Annotated in this window: 18 protein-coding genes and 2 tRNA genes; 8 read left to right on the plus strand and 12 right to left on the minus strand. The window is 69.9% G+C overall.

All coding sequences use genetic code 11. The features are described from left to right. The first annotated feature begins 35 nt into the window (after positions 1 to 35). The 4 genes from valS (at position 36) to ACR5MH_RS04720 (ending at position 3,898) form a co-directional block, all read left to right on the plus strand. Positions 36 to 2,648, plus strand: coding sequence for a valine--tRNA ligase (gene valS, locus ACR5MH_RS04705; RefSeq protein WP_431346395.1), 2,613 nt, complete (start codon positions 36 to 38; stop codon positions 2,646 to 2,648). After that, a complete protein-coding gene (locus tag ACR5MH_RS04710) occupies positions 2,645 to 3,091 on the plus strand; it encodes a GNAT family N-acetyltransferase (protein WP_431346394.1) in 447 nt (148 codons plus the stop codon). Before valS ends, ACR5MH_RS04710 begins: the two co-directional genes overlap by 4 nt. Positions 3,092 to 3,161: 70 nt before the next feature. Next, positions 3,162 to 3,632: an N-acetyltransferase family protein gene (locus ACR5MH_RS04715; RefSeq protein WP_431346393.1), complete on the plus strand. Its 471-nt coding sequence runs from the start codon at positions 3,162 to 3,164 to the stop codon at positions 3,630 to 3,632. Next, a complete protein-coding gene (locus tag ACR5MH_RS04720) occupies positions 3,632 to 3,898 on the plus strand; it encodes a hypothetical protein (RefSeq protein ID WP_431346392.1) in 267 nt (88 codons plus the stop codon). Before ACR5MH_RS04715 ends, ACR5MH_RS04720 begins: the two co-directional genes overlap by 1 nt. Before the next feature lie 12 nt (positions 3,899 to 3,910). Here ACR5MH_RS04720 and ACR5MH_RS04725 read toward each other — a convergent pair whose 3' ends face one another. From ACR5MH_RS04725 to ACR5MH_RS04740, 4 genes are all read right to left on the minus strand, one after another. Next, on the minus strand, positions 3,911 to 4,096 hold the full coding sequence (locus ACR5MH_RS04725; RefSeq protein ID WP_431346391.1) for a hypothetical protein: 186 nt from the start codon (positions 4,094 to 4,096) through the stop codon (positions 3,911 to 3,913). Then, the gene (locus tag ACR5MH_RS04730) at positions 4,093 to 5,391 is read right to left on the minus strand and encodes an MFS transporter (RefSeq protein WP_431346390.1); all 1,299 of its coding nucleotides are present in this window, start codon (positions 5,389 to 5,391) and stop codon (positions 4,093 to 4,095) included. Before ACR5MH_RS04730 ends, ACR5MH_RS04725 begins: the two co-directional genes overlap by 4 nt. After that, the gene (locus ACR5MH_RS04735; RefSeq protein ID WP_431346389.1) at positions 5,388 to 6,017 is read right to left on the minus strand and encodes an ArsR/SmtB family transcription factor; all 630 of its coding nucleotides are present in this window, start codon (positions 6,015 to 6,017) and stop codon (positions 5,388 to 5,390) included. The genes ACR5MH_RS04730 and ACR5MH_RS04735 overlap by 4 nt, the downstream gene beginning before the upstream one ends. Before the next feature lie 118 nt (positions 6,018 to 6,135). Next, entirely contained in the window at positions 6,136 to 6,942 is an 807-nt protein-coding gene (locus ACR5MH_RS04740) for a methyltransferase domain-containing protein (RefSeq protein WP_431346388.1), read from the minus strand. 76 nt (positions 6,943 to 7,018) lie between these two features. Between ACR5MH_RS04740 and ACR5MH_RS04745 the strand changes: the two genes are divergently transcribed. Together ACR5MH_RS04745 and ACR5MH_RS04750 are read left to right on the plus strand one after the other, a co-directional pair. Beyond that, positions 7,019 to 9,076: a M3 family metallopeptidase gene (locus ACR5MH_RS04745; RefSeq protein ID WP_431346387.1), complete on the plus strand. Its 2,058-nt coding sequence runs from the start codon at positions 7,019 to 7,021 to the stop codon at positions 9,074 to 9,076. Positions 9,077 to 9,142: 66 nt separating this feature from the next. Beyond that, the gene (locus ACR5MH_RS04750; protein WP_431346386.1) at positions 9,143 to 10,444 is read left to right on the plus strand and encodes an ion channel protein; all 1,302 of its coding nucleotides are present in this window, start codon (positions 9,143 to 9,145) and stop codon (positions 10,442 to 10,444) included. Here ACR5MH_RS04750 and clpX read toward each other — a convergent pair. The 6 genes from clpX to ACR5MH_RS04780 form a co-directional block, all read right to left on the minus strand. Beyond that, positions 10,401 to 11,675 carry an ATP-dependent Clp protease ATP-binding subunit ClpX gene (gene clpX, locus ACR5MH_RS04755; protein ID WP_431346385.1) on the minus strand — a complete coding sequence of 425 codons (1,275 nt, stop codon included), beginning with the start codon at positions 11,673 to 11,675 and terminating at the stop codon, positions 10,401 to 10,403. The genes ACR5MH_RS04750 and clpX overlap by 44 nt on opposite strands. 197 nt (positions 11,676 to 11,872) lie before the next feature. Beyond that, a complete protein-coding gene (locus ACR5MH_RS04760) occupies positions 11,873 to 12,541 on the minus strand; it encodes an ATP-dependent Clp protease proteolytic subunit (RefSeq protein ID WP_431346384.1) in 669 nt (222 codons plus the stop codon). Between the two features lie 28 nt (positions 12,542 to 12,569). Then, positions 12,570 to 13,163, minus strand: a complete 594-nt coding sequence (locus ACR5MH_RS04765; protein WP_369963546.1) for an ATP-dependent Clp protease proteolytic subunit — start codon at positions 13,161 to 13,163, stop codon at positions 12,570 to 12,572. A gap of 121 nt (positions 13,164 to 13,284) precedes the next feature. Next, positions 13,285 to 13,770 (minus strand): tetratricopeptide repeat protein, encoded by a 486-nt coding sequence (locus ACR5MH_RS04770; protein ID WP_431346383.1) that lies wholly within the window; start codon positions 13,768 to 13,770, stop codon positions 13,285 to 13,287. Between the two features lie 171 nt (positions 13,771 to 13,941). Next, positions 13,942 to 15,330 (minus strand): trigger factor, encoded by a 1,389-nt coding sequence (gene tig, locus ACR5MH_RS04775; protein WP_431346382.1) that lies wholly within the window; start codon positions 15,328 to 15,330, stop codon positions 13,942 to 13,944. A gap of 60 nt (positions 15,331 to 15,390) precedes the next feature. Beyond that, positions 15,391 to 15,465, minus strand: a tRNA-Pro gene (locus ACR5MH_RS04780). A gap of 100 nt (positions 15,466 to 15,565) precedes the next feature. On the opposite strand from ACR5MH_RS04780, the gene ACR5MH_RS04785 reads away from it, so the two are divergent. Both ACR5MH_RS04785 and ACR5MH_RS04790 read left to right on the plus strand, forming a co-directional pair. Next, positions 15,566 to 15,636, plus strand: a tRNA-Gly gene (locus tag ACR5MH_RS04785). 94 nt (positions 15,637 to 15,730) lie between these two features. After that, entirely contained in the window at positions 15,731 to 16,501 is a 771-nt protein-coding gene (locus tag ACR5MH_RS04790) for a PASTA domain-containing protein (protein ID WP_431346381.1), read from the plus strand. Positions 16,502 to 16,510: 9 nt separating this feature from the next. On the opposite strand, the gene ACR5MH_RS04795 is transcribed toward ACR5MH_RS04790, so the two are convergent. After that, positions 16,511 to 17,167: a response regulator transcription factor gene (locus tag ACR5MH_RS04795; RefSeq protein ID WP_431346380.1), complete on the minus strand. Its 657-nt coding sequence runs from the start codon at positions 17,165 to 17,167 to the stop codon at positions 16,511 to 16,513. 39 nt (positions 17,168 to 17,206) lie between these two features. Beyond that, a complete protein-coding gene (locus ACR5MH_RS04800) occupies positions 17,207 to 18,631 on the minus strand; it encodes a sensor histidine kinase (RefSeq protein ID WP_431346379.1) in 1,425 nt (474 codons plus the stop codon). Between the last annotated feature and the right edge of the window lie 12 nt (positions 18,632 to 18,643).

Genomic DNA, 18,643 nt, shown 5'->3' on the forward strand with positions numbered 1-18,643 from the left:
CTGACACGGTGCCGCACATATCGAATCGGAGAGCCATGACCGCCGCGAACCCCGTGCCCGACAAGCCAGCACTCGAAGGCCTGGAGGCCGTCTGGGGCGGTCGCTGGCAGCAGGACGGCACCTTCGAATTCGATCGGGACGGCGCCATCGCCGCCGGCCGCGCCGCGATCTACTCGATCGACACCCCGCCGCCCACGGCCTCCGGCTCCCTCCACATCGGGCACGTGTTCAGCTACACGCACACCGACATCGTGGCGCGCTACCAGCGCATGCGCGGCAAGCGCGTCTTCTACCCGATGGGCTGGGACGACAACGGCCTGCCCACCGAGCGCCGCGTGCAGAACTACTACGGCGTCCGCTGCGACCCGTCCCTCCCCTACGAGGCCGGTTTCGTCCCGCCGTTCGAGGGCGGCGACAACAAGAGCTCCAAGGCCGCCGACCAGAAGCCGATCTCGCGCCGCAACTTCATCGAGCTCTGCGAGCGGCTGACCGTGGAGGACGAGAAGCAGTTCGAGGCGCTCTGGCGCACGCTCGGGCTCTCCGTCGACTGGTCGCAGACCTACCGGACCATCGGCCGGGAGGCGCTGCACACCTCGCAGCTCGCCTTCATCCGCAACGTCGCCCGCGGCGAGGCCTACCAGGCCCTCGCCCCGACGCTGTGGGACATCACCTTCCGCACGGCCGTCGCCCAGGCCGAGCTGGAGGACCGCGAGCAGCCGAGCGACTACCACCGCGTCGGCTTCCACGGTGCAGACGGTCCCGTGTACATCGAGACCACACGCCCCGAGCTGCTCCCCGCGTGCGTGGCGCTCGTGGCGCACCCGGACGACGAGCGCTACCAGCCGCTCTTCGGAACGACCGTGCGCACGCCGGTGTTCGGCGTGGACGTGCCCGTGGTCGCCCACCACCTCGCGCAGCCCGACAAGGGCACCGGCATCGCCATGATCTGCACCTTCGGCGACATCACCGACGTCACCTGGTGGCGCGAGCTCGACCTCCCGAACCGCGCGATCATCGGCTTCGACGGCCGCATCCAGACCGAGCCGCCCGCGGCGATCGAGAGCGCGGAGGGCCGCGAGGCGTACGCCCAGCTCGCCGGCAAGACGGTGTTCTCGGCCAAGCAAGCCGTGGTGGAGCTGCTGCGCGCCTCCGGCGACCTGGTCGGCGAGCCGAAGCCCATCCAGCACCCGGTCAAGTTCTTCGAGAAGGGCGACAAGCCGCTCGAGATCGTCTCGACCCGCCAGTGGTACGTCAAGAACGGCGCCCGCGACGAGAAGCTGCGCGAGCGGCTCATCGAGCTCGGCCGCAGCCTCGGCTGGCACCCCGACTTCATGCGTGTGCGCTACGAGAACTGGGTCAACGGCCTCACCGGCGACTGGCTGATCTCGCGCCAGCGCTTCTTCGGCGTCCCGATCCCGGTCTGGTACCCGCTGGACGGCGTGGGCAACCCGCTGTTCGACCAGCCGATCCTGCCGGACGAGCACAACCTCCCGGTCGACCCGTCGTCCGACCCGGCGCCCGGGTTCCAGGAGTCGCAGCGCGGCCAGGCCGGCGGCTTCGTCGGCGAGCACGACGTGATGGACACCTGGATGACCTCCTCGCTGACCCCGCAGCTCGCAGGCGGCTGGGTGGACGACCCCGAGCTGTTCCAGGCGGTGTACCCGTTCGACCTGCGCCCGCAGGGCCAGGACATCATCCGCACCTGGCTCTTCTCGACCATGCTGCGCTCGCAGCTCGAGCACGGCGTCGCCCCGTGGTCCAACGCCGCGATCTCCGGCTTCATCGTGGACCCCGACCGCAAGAAGATGTCGAAGTCCAAGGGCAACGTCGTGACGCCCGCGGACATCCTGGAGCGGCACGGCTCGGACGCCGTGCGCTATTGGGCGGCCTCGTCCCGCCTCGGCACCGACGCGTCGTTCGACCCGCAGAACCCGACCCAGATCAAGATCGGCCGCCGCCTAGCGATCAAGCTGCTCAACGCGGCGAAGTTCATCCACGGCTTCGACGCGCCGGACTCGCTCGACCTCGCCCAGGTGACCGCACCGCTCGACCGCAGCATGCTGCAGCAGCTCGCCGACGTCGTGACCGACGCCACCGCCGCGCTGGAGGGCTACGACCACGCCCGCGCGCTGGAGACGGCCGAGACGTTCTTCTGGACGTTCTGCGACGACTACCTGGAGCTGGTCAAGGAGCGCGCCTACGGCGAGCACAACGCCGGCCAGGTCTCCGCGGTGGTCGCCCTCCGCACGGCCCTCTCGGCATTCCTGCGCCTGTTCGCGCCGGTGCTGCCGTTCGCGTCCGAGGAGGCGTGGAGCTGGTCGGAGACCGGGTCCGTCCACCTCGCCGCGTGGCCGGAGGCGGCTGACGTCGCAGCGGCGGACTGGGACGACGCCCGCTCCGTCCTCACCGTCGTCGGGCGAGCCCTGACCGGCATCCGCGGCGCCAAGACGGCCGCCAAGGCCTCCCAGCGCACGCCCGTCGACTCGGCCGTGATCGGCGCTCCCGCCGACGAGCTGGCGGCTGTCGAGTCCGCCTCCACCGACCTCGCTTCGGTGGGCAGAATCGCAGAACTGCGTTTCGTAGCCGCCGACACGCTCGAAGTGACCGATATCCTCCTTGCGCAGACGCTGAGCGAGGAGGAACGATGACGGCTGACGTCCGGCGCGTGGAGGACAACGAGTTCTTCACCTGGCTCGACCTCTACGCCGGGTACGGCGAGTTCTACGAGACGCCCGTGACGGACGAGAAGGCCCTCCTCGTGTGGAGCTGGATCACCGACCCCGAGAACAGTCTCGAGGCGTACTTCGCGGTCGACGCGGAGGGCACCCCGATCGGCCTGGCGCACGTACGGGAGTTCGCGCGCCCGCTCGACGGCAGCACCGGCCTCTACCTGGACGACCTGTTCGTCCTCCCGGATGCGCGCGGCGAAGGGGCGGGCACTGCCCTCCTCGAGAAGCTCCGCAGCGTGGCCCAGGAGCGCGGCCTTTCTGTGGTCCGCTGGATCACCGCGAAGGACAACGAGACGGCCCGCCGGCTCTACGACCGGGTGGCCGAGAAGACGAAGTGGGTCACCTACGACCTCGTTCCCTGAACGGGTCCGCGATAGGGTCGATACGACTCCCGGACTCCTGAGCCGGGGAGCAAGGCGAACGGAGGGGCTGATGTCGACAGTAGTTCGGCCGGTCAAGGATGGCGACTTCTTCGCCTGGTTGGACCTGTACGCGAAGTACGCGGAGTTCTACGACACCGAGCTGACCGACCAGAGGGCGCTCGTCCTGTGGTCCTGGCTCACCGATCCCGACCACGAGGAGCAGGGTTTCGTCGCCGTCGACGGCGACCGGATCGTCGGCCTCGCCAACGTCCGCGAGTTCGCCCGGCCGCTCGAAGGCGACCGCGGGCTCTTCCTGGACGACCTCTACGTGCTGGAGGACGAGCGCAGCAAGGGCGTCGGCCACCAGCTCATCGCCGCCGTCCGTGCCCTCGCCGAGGAGCGCCACCTCGGCGTCGTACAGTGGATCACCGCGAACGACAACGCCGACGCCCAGCGCGTCTACGACTCCGTCGCGAACAAGACCGCCTGGGTCACCTACGAGATCGACCTCGCTGCCGCCCAGAACGCCGAGACCGCCTGATGCAGCTCGGAACCCGCTGGGCCGTGGGCGGGACGCCTCCGGCGAACCTCCCCGAGGTCGTGACCTACGCCGTCTCCACCGTCGAGGAGGAGCTGACGGCGACCGACATCGAGACAGCGGGCTGGCGCTGGACGCTGACGTGGCTGGAGGGCAACCCGGTCGTCGAGCTGGACGACGGCACGATCATCCGCTACAACGCACACGAGGACTCGGCCACGATCACCCAGGTGGTCGAGACCGAGCCCTCGGACTACGACGAGGCGTAGCGGGCCGGCTGGTCAGCGTGGCAGCTGCGGCAGCGTCCGCGCGGCCCGATCGCGGGTCTGCTCGACGGTCGCGACGAGTTCGGCGTGACGGTTCCGGCGCGCGGGCTGGCGCATTCCCCACGCGGTGAGGGCGCGACCGATCCGGAGTGCTGTGCGCTGACTGAGCGGCCGCTGCACGGGCACGGTGATGGCGGTCATGATGCGGTTCCTTCCGGGATGGTCTGGACTTCTGGTGACGGGTTCGAGGGAATCTCGTCGGTGACGGGCCGGCCGTAGTGGCCGGCGCTCAGCAGGAGGCGCGTCGCGATCAGCGCGAGCGCCACCACGATCGCGCCCCCGATGAGGAACGGCAGGCGGAGTTCGATGCGGGCGACGAACCCGCCGAGCACGGTGGCGATCGGTGTGAGGCCCCAGCCGATGGTCCGGACGATCCCCATCGCCCGGCCGAGGATGGCGCCCGGAACGATCGCCTGCCGCAGCGCGCCCCACGGGACGTTCCACACGGCGACGCCGAAGGCGCCGAGGGCGTAGGCGAGGATGCCGGCCACCACGTTGCCGGTGAGCCCGACGCCGAGGATGCCGAGGCCGCTGACCAGCATGGCGGCGTACATCACACGTCCGCGGCCGAACCGGCCCACGAACACGCTGGCGCTCAGCGCGCCGACGAGCGCGCCGGCGCCGATCACCGCGGTGACGACTCCGACGAGCGACGGCGGCAACGAGTAGGTCTGCAGGAGCAGCAGCACGACGCTGCCCTGCGCGAACGCGAGCGCGGACGCGGTGATCGAGGTCAGGACGATCATTCCTCGCAGGAACCGGTCGTCCCAGAGGAACCGGACGACGGCGCCCATCCTCGGGCGGGCCATGGTCTCTCCGCCGTCCGCGCCGAGCTGGTGCGCCCGGGCCGCCGCCACCGGGATGGTGAGGACGAGCAGCACGGAGAGGAGGAAGCCGGCGCCGGTCAGCCAGAGCGGCAACGCGATCGCGGCCGCGAACAGGAAGCCCGCGATCGGGGTCGCGATGAAGTTCTGCACGACGATCTCGGCCGACTGCATCCGGCCGTTCGCCCGGTCGAGCTGATCGCGGGCCACCAGGCTGGGCGTGACCGTCGTGGTCGCGTTGTCGAACACCGTCTCACCGAGGCCGAAAGCCAGCACGCACGCGTACAGGCTCCAGATGGTCAGCGTGTCGGTGGCGATCAACAGGGCGACCACCGCTGCCACGGCGAAGCGGAGGCCGTTGGCGACGGCCATGGCCACCCGCCGGTCCACGCGGTCGAGCAGTATCCCGGCCGGGATGCCGAACAGCAGCCAGGGCAGGAAGGTCACGGCGGTCAGCCCGGCGATGAGCGCGGGGTCGTGGGTCAGCGTGGTGGCGATCAGCGGGACCGCGGTGCGGCCGATGCCGTCGGCCAGGTTGCTCGCGATGGCGGCGCTCCACAGCCGGCCGAAGCCGACGCCGAGGCGCGTCTTCGCCGTCGCCGGCGCAGTCATGGCCGCTCCTGCGCCCGCTGGTCCTGCTCCACGAGCGGGAATGCGTTGAACTGGGCCTGGATGCGCTTGCGGTCGCCCGCCGGCTCCGTCTTCCACTTCTCCTTGAGCCGGTTGAGCATCGTGTAGTACTCGCTGGCGAGCTCGGCGAGCTGGTCGCGGGAGACCTCCAGGTGCGAGGTCGACAACGCGGAAGCCTCCACCCACTCCGGCCCGAAGGTGTCGAGCCCGCGGCGCAGGTAGGCGTTGAGCCGGCGTTCGTTGTTCTGCTGCCAGCTCAGCGAGATCTGTTCGGTGACTTCCCGGCCGGCCGGGGTCTCCAGCGTCTCCAGGCCGCCGATGGTGACGCCGCCCGGCGCCATCCTCCACCAGCGCTCCCGGCCGCTGCCGCGCTCGGTGTCCTCGAGGATGATGTGGTGCTTGGCGAGCTGCCGGAGGTGGTAGCTGGTCGCCCCGCTCGACTCCCCCAGCCGCTCCGCCAGCATGGAGGCCGTGGCCGGCCCGAAGTCGGACAGCTCATTCATGATCTCCACGCGCAGCGGGTGCGCGAGGGCACGCAGGGCGGGCATGCCGAGGGACTCGAAGTGCGGGACGTACTCGTCGGCAGCGGAGGCGTCATCGGTGGACATGCCATCAGACTAGCTATCCAAAGACTTCTTTGCAAGCACTTCTTTGCAACTATTAATTTGCAACCGATTCTTTGCAAGAGAAGCGTGCGTCCCCCTGCGACGAGAGTCGCCGTCGAGGTCAGCCGCGCGCGACGATCTCCCCGTGCGGCATCCCGTACCATCCGGACGCATCCGCGGCCCACTCCAGCCACGCGCGCGAGACCGTGGCGAGGGTGGCGGCGTCAGCCACGCCGGCCTCCCGCGCCTGCGCACCCCAGTCGGACTCCGTCACCCGCTCGCTCCACAGCTCGCCCCACCAGCGCCGCTCCTCATCGGACGCGAAGCACCACACCGAGGCGGAGCTCGTCACGTCGACGAACCCGGCCTCGAGCGCCCACGTCCGCAGGTACCGGCCGGCGAACGGCTCGCCGCCGTTGCCGCGCTGCACCTCCATCGTGATCCGCATCCACTCGGCGAGTCCGGGAAGCTGCGGCGCCCACATCGTGCCTCCCCAGTCCACGTCCCGCGCGACGACGAAGCCACCCGGACGCAGGACGCGGCGGAACTCCCGCAGCACCGCCACGGGGTCCGAGACGTGCTGCAGCACCTGATGCGCGTGGACCACGTCGAAGGAGTCGTCAGGGAAATCCAGGGCGTACGCGTCACCCACCGCGAACGACACCCCGGTCGCCCCGCGCCGCGCCGCGGCCTCTCGCGCGTGCGCCACGATGTCGGCGCTCCGGTCGACGCCGACCACGGTACCCGGCGCCACGCGCCCCGCGATGTCGAACGTGAGAGTGCCCGGGCCGCTGCCGACGTCGAGCACAGTCATTCCCGGGCGGAGGAGTCCGGCGAAGTACGTGCCCGAATTGGCCAGATTCCGCCACTCGTGGGACCGGAGAACACTCTCGTGATGACCGTGCATATAGCGGTCGACGATCTTCATACGGCCATCCTAGGTCGGGCCCGTCCGGTGCCACGGAATCGCAGATGAACAGTGCGCCGCCCCCTAGGCTGAGGGCATGGCCGACACCGCGAACCCCTTCCTCTCCCCGAGCCCGCTCCCCTATCAGCTCCCGCCGTTCGCCGACATCCGCGACGAGCACTACCGCCCGGCGTTCGAGCAGGGCTTCGCGGAGCAGCTGGCAGAGGTCGAGGCGATCGCGTCCTCCCCCGACGAGCCGACCTTCGAGAACACCATGCTGGCACTGGAGCGCTCCGGGCAGGTGCTGCAGCGCGTCGCCGAGGTGTTCTTCAACAAGAGCTCGTCCGACAGCACCGACTTCACCAACGCACTGGAGGAGGAGATCGCTCCCCTGCTCTCCGCGCACCAGGACGCCATCCGGCTGAACCCCGCGCTGTACGAGCGCCTCCAGTCGCTGCACGAGCGACGCCACGACCTCGGGCTCGACCCGGAGGGCGTCTACCTGATCGAGCGCTACTTCACCGAGTTCACCCTCGCCGGCGCCGGGCTCGACGAGGAGCAGAAGGAGCGGCTGCGGGATTACAACCAGCGCCTGTCCACCCTGACCACGCGCTTCGAGAAGAACCTGCTCGCCGACACCAACGACCTCGCCGTGGTGTTCGACTCGGCCGAGGAGCTCGACGGGCTCGGCGAGGGCGAGCTCTCCGCTGCGACCGAAGCCGCCCGCGAGCGTGGACTCGACGGCAGGTACATCGTCACTCTCGTGCTGCCGACCGGCCACCCGTGGCTGGCGAGCCTCACCGACCGCCGCTCCCGCGAGCGGATCATGGCGGCCTCCCGCGCCCGCGGCATCCGCGGCGGCGAGCACGACAATCGCGAGCTGGTGCTGGAGATCACGCGGCTGCGTGCGGAACGCGCCCGCCTGCTCGGCTTCGACACGCACGCCGCCTTCGTCACCGCCGACGAGACGGCGCACACACCGCAGGCCGTCGCCGACATGCTCGGCCGGCTCGCGCCTCCCGCCGCCCGCAATGCGCGCGCCGAGCAGGCCGAGCTCCAGAAGCAGGCCGTGTCCACCGGGCAGCTCGGCGACGGCGAGACCGTCGAGAGCTGGGACTGGGCGAAGCTCACCGACACCGTGCGTCAGGCGACGTACGACGTCGACTTCGCGGCGATGCGCCCGTACTTCCAGGCGGAGCGGGTGCTGCGTGACGGAGTCTTCTTCGCCGCCACCCGCCTCTACGGCATCACCTTCGAGGAGCGGCCCGACCTGGTCGCCTACCATCCGGACGCGCGCGTGTTCGAGGTACGCAACGAGGACGGCTCCGGGGTCGGCCTGTACATCCTCGACCTGTACACCCGCGACTCCAAGCGTGGTGGCGCCTGGATGAACCCGCTGATCTCGCAGTCCGATCTGCTCGACTACCCGACCGTCGTGGTCAACAACCTCAACGTCCCGAAGCCCGCCGCCGGCGAGCCGACCCTGCTCACGTACGACGAGACCAACACCCTCTTCCACGAGTTCGGTCACGCCCTCCACGGCCTGTTCGCGCGCGTCACGTACCCCAAGTTCGCGGGCACCAACGTCTTCCGCGACTTCGTCGAGTTCCCCAGCCAGGTGAACGAGATGTGGATGCTGTGGCCGGAGATCGTGTCGAACTACGCGGTGCACCACGAGACCGGTGAGCGGATGCCGCAGGAGCTCATCGACAAGCTGCACGCGTCCGAGTCGTTCAACGAGGGCTTCGCCACCAGCGAGTACCTGGCCGCTGCGCTGCTCGACCAGGCTTGGCACTCCATCACCGCCGACGACACGGTGACCGATGTCGCCGCGTTCGAGGCGGCCGCCCTCGCGGCGGTCGGCCTCGACAACCCGGCCGTGCCGCCGCGTTACGCGAGCACCTACTTCGCGCACACCTTCTCCGGCGGCTACGACGCGGGCTACTACTCCTACATCTGGAGCGAAGTCCTCGACGCCGACACGGTCGAGTGGTTCAAGGAGAACGGGGGCCTGACCCGCGAGAACGGCGACCGCTTCCGCAACCGCCTGCTGGGCGTGGGCGGCTCGAAGGACCCGCTGGAGGCGTACCACGACTTCCGCGGCCGGGACGCCGTCATCGACCCGCTCCTCAAGCGCCGCGGCCTCGACGGCTGACTCGGCCCTAGCCCCTTTCCCGCACGACGCTCTAGCCTGAGCGCATCCGTGCGGGAAGGGGGCGCGATGACCACCACCGAGCCGGAGCTCGCCACCCCGTCCGTCCGCCAGCTCGTCCTGCTCTCCGTCCCGGCCGTCGTCATCGGCGTTGTCAGCGCCCTCACTCTGTGGGTGGTCGATGAGGTCGCGGCCGTGATCGATGACGGCATCTGGACCGCACTCCCGAAGGCGCTCGGGGTCGCCCCGTCGTCCGGCTGGTGGATCTTCCTCGTTCTCACGGTGACGGGTCTCGCTGTCGGACTGACCGTGTGGCTGGTCCCGGGTCACGCCGGTCCCGACTCCGCGACGACGGAGCTGGTCGCCGCTCCCCTGAAGATCGGCGTGGTGCCGTCCCTCGCGCTCGCGGCGGTCCTCGGCCTGGCCGGCGGCGTGAGCCTCGGCCCAGAGAACCCGATCATCGCGATCAACGTCAGCATCCTGGTGACGCTGGTCGGGAGGCTGTGGAAGGCCGTGCCCGCGCGGCTGGTCATGCTGATGGCGGCCTCCGGAACCATCGGCGCCCTGTTCGGCACCCCGGTCGCGGCCGCGCTCGTGTTCACCGGGATCGTCGCGGCGGTCAAGGGAGGCGGCGCGCTGTGGGACAAACTGTTCCTGCCGCTGGTCGCGGCCGCTGCGGGGTCGCTGACGATGACGCTGCTCGCCCACCCGCACTTCGGCATCCCGATGCCCGCCTACACGCAGGTGACCGGGTGGGATGTGCTCGCGGCGCTGATCATCGGCGTGGTCGCCACCGCGCTCGGACTGATCGGCGCCGTACTGTTCCCGCTGGCCCACCGGGCGTTCCACGCGCTGCGGCATCCGCTGCTCATCACGCTCGCGGGCGGTGTCGTGCTCGGCCTGCTCGGTGCGCTCGGCGGCCCGATCACGCTGTTCAAGGGCCTCGAGCAGATGGGCACGCTCGTGGTCAACCGTGCCGACTACTCGATTGGCCAGCTCGTGCTGATCATCCTCGTCAAGCTGGTGGCGCTGCTCGTCGCGGCCAGCGCCGGGTTCCGCGGCGGGCGCGTCTTCCCGGCGGTGTTCATCGGGGCCGCTGTGGGAACCCTCGCCGCCGCGCTCGTGCCCGCCGTTCCGCTGCCCGTCGCTGTCGGAGCGGGGGTGCTCGGCATCACCCTCGCGGTCACACGGGACGGCTGGATCGCCATCTTCGTCGGCGTCGCCGTCACTCAGAACCTGCTGGTGCTGCCCATCCTGTCGCTCGCCGTGCTTCCGGCGTGGCTGATGGTGACGAGGGCGCCCGAGTTCCTGATCACGCCGGCGACGATTACGCCGACTTCTCCTCGCGCCGCGGACGGTGCGGGACGATAGTCGGAGCGGCGTTCTCGAGCACGGCCTCCCTGGTGACCACCACCTGCGCGACCTCGGAGCTGGACGGCACCTCGAACATGATCGGGCCGAGCACCTCCTCCATGATCGCGCGGAGGCCGCGGGCTCCGGTCTTGCGGAGCACCGCGAGGTCGGCGATGGCTTCCAGAGCGGAGTGCTCGAACTCGAGCTGCACCCCGTCGAGCTCGAACATGCGCTGGTACTGACGAACGAGCGCGTTCTTCGGCACGGTGAGGATCTGCATGAGCGCGTCCTGGTCGAGCGGCGTCACCGTGGTCACGACCGGCAGACGGCCGATGAACTCGGGGATGAGGCCGAACTTGTGCAGGTCCTCCGGGAGAACCTCGCTGAAGAGGTTGATGTCGTCGCCCTTGGAGTGCAGCGGGGCGCCGAAGCCGATGCCCTTCTTGCCCGCACGCGACGAGATGATGTCCTCCAGACCCGCGAAGGCGCCGGCGACGATGAACAGGACGTTCGTCGTGTCGATCTGGATGAACTCCTGGTGCGGGTGCTTGCGGCCGCCCTGCGGCGGGACCGAGGCGACGGTGCCCTCGAGGATCTTCAGCAGCGCCTGCTGCACGCCCTCGCCGGAGACGTCGCGCGTGATCGACGGGTTCTCGGCCTTGCGGGCGATCTTGTCGACCTCGTCGATGTAGATGATGCCGGTCTCGGCGCGCTTGACGTCGTAGTCGGCGGCCTGGATCAGCTTGAGCAGGATGTTCTCGACGTCCTCGCCGACGTAGCCGGCCTCCGTCAGCGCGGTGGCATCGGCGACCGCGAACGGCACGTTGAGGCGGCGCGCGAGGGTCTGGGCCAGGTAGGTCTTGCCGCAGCCGGTGGGGCCGATCAGCAGGATGTTCGACTTGGCGATCTCGACGTCGTCCATCGTGTCTGCGGAGGTGAGGGTCTGCTTGGCACGCACCCGCTTGTAGTGGTTGTAGACGGCGACGGCCAGGGCGCGCTTCGCCTGCTCCTGGCCGATGACGTACTCCTCGAGGAAGCCGAAGATCTCCTTCGGTTTCGGGAGGTCGAACTCACCCGACGTCTCCTCGCCCGCCTCGGCGAGCCGCTCCTCGATGATCTCGTTGCACAGCTCGACGCACTCGTCGCAGATGTACACGCCAGGACCGGCGATCAGCTGCTGAACCTGCTTCTGGCTCTTGCCACAGAAGGAACACTTGAGCAGATCGGCGCTCTCCCCGATGCGTGCCATCCGTCTCCCCCTCCTTCTTCGGGTGTCTCCGTCGAGCCTAACCCGAGACGGCGACATTGGCGCGCACGCGACGCGATTCGACACGCGGGGGCCTTATGCCATCAGCAGACGCGGCGCCTGCAGCCGACGCGGCCCCGCGTGCCGGACGCGCGAACGCCCCCGTCCGGCGGGGACGGGGGCGTTCCGGGACGCGGAGGCTACTTGACGAGCGCCGGGAGCGTCTTGCGGCTGGTCAGCACCTGGTCGATGAGGCCGTACTCCAGGGCCTCGTCGGCAGAGAGGATCTTGTCGCGGTCGATGTCCTTGTTGACCTGTGCGACCGAGCGGTTGGAGTGCTTGGCGAGCGTCTCCTCCAGCCAGGTGCGCATCCGCATGATCTCGTTCGCCTGGATCTCGATGTCGGACGCCTGCCCCTGGCCGGCCTCGCCGACGGCGGGCTGGTGGATGAGGATGCGCGCGTTCGGCAGCGCCAGGCGCTTGCCCGGGGTGCCGGCCGCGGTCAGCACGGCGGCGGCGGAGGCCGCCTGGCCGAGCACCACGGTCTGGATCTGCGGGCGGATGTACTGCATCGTGTCGTAGATCGCCGTCATGGCCGTGAACGAGCCGCCGGGCGAGTTGATGTACATGACGATGTCGCGGTCCGGGTCCTGGCTCTCGAGCACGAGGAGCTGGGCCATGATGTCGTCCGCGGACGCGTCGTCGACCTGCACGCCGAGGAAGATGATGCGGTCCTCGAAGAGCTTCGCGTACGGGTCCTGGCGCTTGTAGCCGTAGGCCGTGCGCTCCTCGAACGACGGGAGGATGTAGCGGGAGCCGGGCGCCTGCACGCCGCCGTAGGCCGACCCGCCGAGCATGGGGGTGTTCATAGTGATGTCCTTATTCTTCCGGCGTCTGCTACTTGGCGTCCTGGTCGGTTCCGCCGCCGCCGGAGACGTCCAGCGCGGACTCCCGGATGTGGTCGACGAAGCCGTAGTCCAAAGCCTCCTGGGCGCTGAACCAGCGGTCGCGGTCGCCGTCGGCGTTGATCTGCTCGACCGACTTGCCGGTCGCCGACGCCGTGATCTCGGCCAGACGCTTCTTCATGTCGAGGATGAGCTGGGCCTGGGTCTGGATGTCGCTGGCGGTGCCGCCGAAGCCGCCGTGCGGCTGGTGCAGCAGCACGCGGGCGTTCGGCGTGATGTACCGCTTGCCCTTGGTGCCGGCCGTCAGCAGGAGCTGACCCATCGAGGCGGCCATGCCGATACCGACCGTGACGATGTCGTTCGGGACGAACTGCATGGTGTCGTAGATCGCCATGCCCGCGGTGATCGAGCCGCCGGGCGAGTTGATGTAGAGGTAGATGTCCCGCTTGGGGTCTTCTGCGGCCAGGAGCAGCAGCTTCGCGGCGATCTCGTTGGCGTTCTCGTCGCGCACCTCGGAACCGAGCCAGATGATCCGGTCCTTCAGCAGTCTGTCGAAAACATTGGGCTGGATACCCATGTCGGCCATGTTCGCTCCGTTTCCTTTGTCGCTTGGGATCGAATCTATCGGAGCGGGGAACGCATTTCCGCGCTGTTCGCCCTGGGCAGAGCGGGTGTCGGGGGTGACGTGGCCCGGGCGGTCCTGCGCGTCAGTCGTCGTCCAGCGCGGCGCTGTACGCCTCCACCGCTGCCCGGTACTGGGGCAGGTGCGGCACGAGTGCGCCGAGCGCCTCCCGCAGCGCGTCGGCATGCAGGCCGTCGTCGAACAGCGCCAGCGCGGCGAACGCGTGCGCTGCGCCGGCCAGGCGGTGATCGGGCTCGGCCGCGAGGAAGTCGCGCAGCAGTTCCAGCGCCTCCGCCGGCCGGTCGAGGTTGCGCAGCGTGCTGGCGAGCTGCACGATCGCCTGCCCGCGCTCCGGCTCGGCGAGGCCGCCGGCGAGGGCAGCCCGGTAGAGGGGCTCGGCCTCGGCTTCGCGCCCCGCGAAGTCACGGGCGCCGGCCGCCTCGAACAGCGCCGCCGGATCGTCGGCCGGGCGCTCGGCGACGAGTGCGTCGATCGCCTCCACCGTGTCCTGCTCCCCCAGCTCGTCCGCCGCGGCCCAGACCGCGTCCACCCGCTGCCGCCAGTCGTCCATCGCCGTTCCCTTCCCTGTCCACCGCCACTGTTCCGCAGAGGGGTCGCAACACGTCGTTATCCATCGTGCCAGACGGCGTGTGCGTCCCCTCTCGCGGACCGCTGCTGCGCGCGGGACGCGCGAAGGCCGGGCATCCTGTGGGATGCCCGGCCTTCGCGTCAGAGAGAAGTGTTACTCGGCCTTCTTCTTGGCGGCGCGCTTCTTCGGCTTCTCCTCGGCGGCCGGCTCCTCGGCCGGAGCCTCGGGAGCGGCGTCGTCGGCGGCGGTCTCGTCCGCCTCGTCCTCGGGGAGGGCGACGAACTCGGTGAGGTCGACCTTCTTGCCGTTGGTGTCGACGACCTCGGTCTTGCCGAGGATGATCGCGAGCGCCTTGTTGCGGGCGACCTCGCCGACCATCGACGGGATCTGGCCGTTCTCGCTGAGGATCTTGACGAACTCGTTCGGGTCCATGCCGTACTGGGCGGCGCCCTGCACGAGGTACTGGGTGAGCTCGTCCTGGCTGACCTTGACGTTCTCCGCCTGCGCGACCTCGTCGAGGAGGATCTGCGTGCGGAAGGTCTTCTCGCTCGACTCGGTGACCTCGGCGCGGTGCTCGTCGTCCTCGAGACGGTTCTCCTGCTCGAGGTGGCGGTGCACCTCGTCCTCGACCAGCGAGGCGGGGACCGGGATCTCGACCAGCTCGAGGAGCTTGTCGACGAGCTGGTCGCGCGCGGCAGTGCCCTGACCGAACGCCTTGGCCCGCTCGACCTGGCTGCGCAGGCTGGTGCGCAGCTCGCCGATGGTGTCGAATTCGCTGGCGATCTGCGCGAAGTCGTCGTCGGCCTCCGGGAGCTCGCGCTCCTTGACGGCGTTGAGGGTGACGGTGATCTGCGCGTTCTCGCCCTCGTGGTCGCCGCCCATGAGCGGCGCCTCGAAGGTGGTGGTCTCGCCGGCGGTGAGTGTGTCGAGCGCCTCGTCGATGCCCTCGATGAGCTCGCCGGAGCCGATCTCGTAGGAGATGTTCGCGGCGGTGTCGACCTCCTCGTCGCCGATGACGGCGGTCAGGTCGATCTGGGCGAAGTCGCCGGACTTGGCCGGGCGGTCGACGGTCACGAGCGTGCCGAAGCGGCTGCGCAGGCGGTCCAGCTCCTCCTCGACGTCGTCGACGGACACCTCGGCGGCGTCGACGGTGAGGGTGATGTCGCTGAAGTCGGGGAGGGTGACCTCGGGACGGGTGTCGACCTCGATGGTGAGCAGAAGGTCACCCGAGAAGTCGCTCTCGCTGGGCCACTCGGTGATGTCCGCCTCCGGACGGCCGAGCGGACGCACGTCGTTCTCTTCGACCGCCTGGCGGTAGAAGGAGTCGAGCCCCTCGTTGACCGCGTGCTCCAGGACGGCGGCCTTGCCGACCCGCTGATCGATGATGGGCGGCGGCACCTTGCCCTTGCGGAAGCCGGGGATGTTCACCTGCTCGGCGATGTGCTCGTAGGCGTGCTTGATGGACGGCTGCAGTTCCTCCGGCGTCACCGAGATGGTGAGCTTGGTGCGCGTGGGGCTGAGCTTCTCGACCGTGGTCTTCACGATGGCTGGGTTCTCCTGAATGTTCGAACGATGGTCTACTCGCAAGGAACGAGGTCCTCGTCGGGGCGACAGGATTCGAACCTGCGACCTCCCGCTCCCAAAGCGGGCGCTCTAGCCAAGCTGAGCTACGCCCCGGCTACAAGCGGTGCGAAAGACCGTGCGCAAGTCTACTGCACGCGGGCGTCCCCCCGCGTGTACTACGATGGTCGACGGTCGTCCGCAGAGGACGGCCTTCGGGGATGTAGCTCAATGGTAGAGCCTCAGTCTTCCAAACTGATTACGCGGGTTCGATTCCCGTCATCCCCTCCGTTTCTCCCCCGTCATCTCCTGGCCCCCATTTTGGGTGAGGCACTCTCATGTTTGCCGGCGTTAGCCTTCCCGGGTCGAGGGGATGCTTGCGATGACGCACGCGAAGAGACGATGGAATGGGCTGACGACCGGAGCCGTGGCGCTCCTGCTGGTCCTGGGTGGAGTGACGGCGTGCTCGGCGGGCGATGCTCCCGCGGGCCAGAACCCCTCGGCGGCCTCGGACGCCGCCGCGACGAGCACTCCCACCCCGAGCGCCACTCCCACGCCGCCGCCGGTAGTGACCGCGAACCATGTCGGCGAGACCTCGGAGCAGGCGCTCGCCGAGCTCACGGAGCAGGGGCTGCTGGTGTCGTTCGCGGACACCTCGGGTCAGGTCTTGACGAGCCAGCAGGGCTGGTTCGTCGTCGGGCAGGACCCACCGGCCGGCGCTTCGGTGCCCGAAGGCTCCTGGGTCAAGCTGATTCTCCGCGCGCCGGTGGTGACCGCCAGCCATGTCGGCGAGACCTCGGACCAGGCGACGGCCGAGCTCACGCAGCAGGGGCTGCAGGTGTCGTTCGCGGACACCTCGGGTCAGGCCCTGACGAGCCAGCAGGGCTGGTCCGTCGTCGGTCAGGATCCGCCGGCCGGAACGTCGTTGCGCGCCGGGTCGTCGGTCAAGCTGATCCTCAGCCCGCCCGCGCCGCCCGCGCCGCCGGCGCCCGCGCCGCCGGCCGACACCGGCTCGGGTTCAAGCTCCGGCTCCGAACAGGCCGTTCCACCGGGTGGCCCGACAGCGAAGTGCAACGATGGGACGCTCTCCTACTCGGCCCACCACCAGGGCACGTGCTCGCACCATGGCGGGGTCGCGGTCTGGTACAAGTGAGGACCGCCCTCACCGCTGCAAATACGCCAGCACCGCCAGCACGCGCCGGTGGTCGTCCCCCGAGTCTTCCAACCCCAGCTTCTGGAAGATCGACGTCACGTTCTTCTCCACCGCGCCGACACCGATGACCAGCCGGGAGGCGATCGCTGCGTTCGTTCGGCCCTCCGCCATCAGGGTGAGCACGTCGCGCTCGCGGGGCGTCAAGGCGCCCAGCGGGTCCGTGCGCCGCACCAGCAGCTCGCGCACCACCTCCGGGTCGAGCACTGTGCCGCCAGCGGCGACGCGGGTCACCGCGTCGCGGAGTTCGTCCAGGGACGCGATCCGGTCTTTCAGGAGGTAGCCAGTTCCGCCGCGGCCGCTCGCCAGCAATTCCTGGGCGTAGGTGCCCTCCACGTACTGGCTGAGCAACAGCACGCCCACCGACGGGAACGATGCCCGTAGCGCGAGGGCGGCGCGGACTCCTTCGTCGCGGAAGGTGGGCGGCATCCGGACGTCCAGCACCGCGACGTCGGGCGCGAGGGCCGGGAGGGCGGCGAGCAGCGCGTCCGCGTCGCCGAACGCTCCCACGGTCTCGAAGCCGGCCTCGTCGAACAGGCGGATCAGGCCCTCGCGGAGGAGCACGGAGTCGTCGGCGACGACGACACGGAGGGGCGCGGTTCCAGGCACCCCTCCACCCTAGAGCCGCAGAGGGCGCGCGGCCGGGCTCTACGCCAGCGGCAGCCGCGCCCCGATCACCGACGGTCCGCCCTCGGGGCTGTCGACCACCAGCTCGCCCCGGAGCCCGTGCACCCGCTCCGCCAGCCCGCTCAACCCGTGCGCGGGCACGATTACCGCCCCGCCAGGGCCGTTGTCCGTCAGCCACACCGCCAGCCACGGGGCACCCGCGCTGTCGACGGTCGTCTCCAGCACCAGCCGGCCGGCGGTCGCGCCGGAGTGCTTCGCCAGATTCGCGGCCAGCTCGGCCAGCACGTAGTAGGCGTTGCGCTCCACCTCGGGGCTGAACCGCTCCCCCGGCTGCAGCGTCGACTCCACCGTCAGCGGGACGGTGCTGCGCACGGCCAGCGAGTCGACCGCCGCGCCCAGACCGCGGTCCTGAAGGATCGGCGGGGCGAAGCCGCGCGACAGGGCGCGCAGCTCCTCCAGCGTGTCGCCGGCCTGCTTCCGGGCGTCGGCGAGCAGCGACGCGGCCGCCTGCGGGTCGTCGGACAGCTTGCGCTCGGCGGCGGCGATGTCCATCTGCAACCGGATGAGACGCTGCTGCGGGCCGTCGTGCAGGTCCCGCTCCAGGCGGCGCAGCGAGTGGTCCTCGGCGGCGACGGCCGCCCCGCGCTGGGCCGACAGATCCGCGACCTCGCGCTGCAGGGCCTCCGACGGCCACGCGCCGAGCAGGCCGCGGGCGACGGCGTGGTGCAGCAGGGTGAGCGCGCGGCTGACGAACGGCAACGTCGCGGCGAACAGGATGCCAGCGATCAGGTAAAGGATGCGGTCCCCGGCGACCGGGTCGAAAGTCGAGTGGATGCCGAACACGGCGTCCGCCACCACGCGGGACAGGAAGAAGCCCCGGCTCCCGTTCGGGATGAAGCCGAGCCAGATCCAGCCGGTCAGGCCACCCAGCGCCACCGACGTCCAGGCGATGGTGATGCTCCAGGTGATGACGCTGACGATCGGGTTGATGATCATCCCGTGCAGCACGTACAGCCAGTAGTGGCCACTCGCCCAGGGTCCGAAGAGGAAGCGCCAGAACGTGCGCGGCTTGTCGGCGGGCTCCCACACGGGGCGCGGGATGGCCGGCCTCCCCGCCCAGTCCAGCCGGGTCAGCTCGACCACACCGAACCCGCGGGCCGTGTAGAACGCGGCCACGACGATGAAGAAGCCGACATAGATCACGATGGTGCCGAGTCCGGTCCAGAACAGCGACGACAGCACAGACAGCCCGATGATCGCGATCGGCATGGTCAGCAGCAGGAAGCCGAGCTCGCGCGGGACCCCGCGCCACAGCGACCCGTACGAGGTGCGGGCGGCGGCGTCCGGGGCGACGGTGGAGGCGGTCACGGTGTCCACCCTGGCAGACGCGGCGGCCGGGTCGGGGAGGTTGCCCGCGGGCAACGGGACGGTGCTGTGTTCGCTCATGCCACCAGCCTC

The sequence above is a fragment of the Streptomyces sp. L7 genome (assembly GCF_050990935.1).
Taxonomy (GTDB): domain Bacteria; phylum Actinomycetota; class Actinomycetes; order Actinomycetales; family Microbacteriaceae; genus Leifsonia.

What these genes read in the sequence shown, in the direction of transcription:
- valS (WP_431346395.1), top strand. Translation starts at nt 36, where the DNA reads ATGACCGCCGCGAACCCCGTGCCCGACAAGCCAGCACTCGAAGGCCTG.
- ACR5MH_RS04710 (WP_431346394.1), top strand. Translation starts at nt 2,645, where the DNA reads ATGACGGCTGACGTCCGGCGCGTGGAGGACAACGAGTTCTTCACCTGG.
- ACR5MH_RS04715 (WP_431346393.1), top strand. Translation starts at nt 3,162, where the DNA reads ATGTCGACAGTAGTTCGGCCGGTCAAGGATGGCGACTTCTTCGCCTGG.
- ACR5MH_RS04720 (WP_431346392.1), top strand. Translation starts at nt 3,632, where the DNA reads ATGCAGCTCGGAACCCGCTGGGCCGTGGGCGGGACGCCTCCGGCGAAC.
- ACR5MH_RS04725 (WP_431346391.1), bottom strand. Translation starts at nt 4,096, where the DNA reads ATGACCGCCATCACCGTGCCCGTGCAGCGGCCGCTCAGTCAGCGCACA.
- ACR5MH_RS04730 (WP_431346390.1), bottom strand. Translation starts at nt 5,391, where the DNA reads ATGACTGCGCCGGCGACGGCGAAGACGCGCCTCGGCGTCGGCTTCGGC.
- ACR5MH_RS04735 (WP_431346389.1), bottom strand. Translation starts at nt 6,017, where the DNA reads ATGTCCACCGATGACGCCTCCGCTGCCGACGAGTACGTCCCGCACTTC.
- ACR5MH_RS04740 (WP_431346388.1), bottom strand. Translation starts at nt 6,942, where the DNA reads ATGAAGATCGTCGACCGCTATATGCACGGTCATCACGAGAGTGTTCTC.
- ACR5MH_RS04745 (WP_431346387.1), top strand. Translation starts at nt 7,019, where the DNA reads ATGGCCGACACCGCGAACCCCTTCCTCTCCCCGAGCCCGCTCCCCTAT.
- ACR5MH_RS04750 (WP_431346386.1), top strand. Translation starts at nt 9,143, where the DNA reads ATGACCACCACCGAGCCGGAGCTCGCCACCCCGTCCGTCCGCCAGCTC.
- clpX (WP_431346385.1), bottom strand. Translation starts at nt 11,675, where the DNA reads ATGGCACGCATCGGGGAGAGCGCCGATCTGCTCAAGTGTTCCTTCTGT.
- ACR5MH_RS04760 (WP_431346384.1), bottom strand. Translation starts at nt 12,541, where the DNA reads ATGAACACCCCCATGCTCGGCGGGTCGGCCTACGGCGGCGTGCAGGCG.
- ACR5MH_RS04765 (WP_369963546.1), bottom strand. Translation starts at nt 13,163, where the DNA reads ATGGCCGACATGGGTATCCAGCCCAATGTTTTCGACAGACTGCTGAAG.
- ACR5MH_RS04770 (WP_431346383.1), bottom strand. Translation starts at nt 13,770, where the DNA reads ATGGACGACTGGCGGCAGCGGGTGGACGCGGTCTGGGCCGCGGCGGAC.
- ACR5MH_RS04790 (WP_431346381.1), top strand. Translation starts at nt 15,731, where the DNA reads ATGACGCACGCGAAGAGACGATGGAATGGGCTGACGACCGGAGCCGTG.
- ACR5MH_RS04800 (WP_431346379.1), bottom strand. Translation starts at nt 18,631, where the DNA reads ATGAGCGAACACAGCACCGTCCCGTTGCCCGCGGGCAACCTCCCCGAC.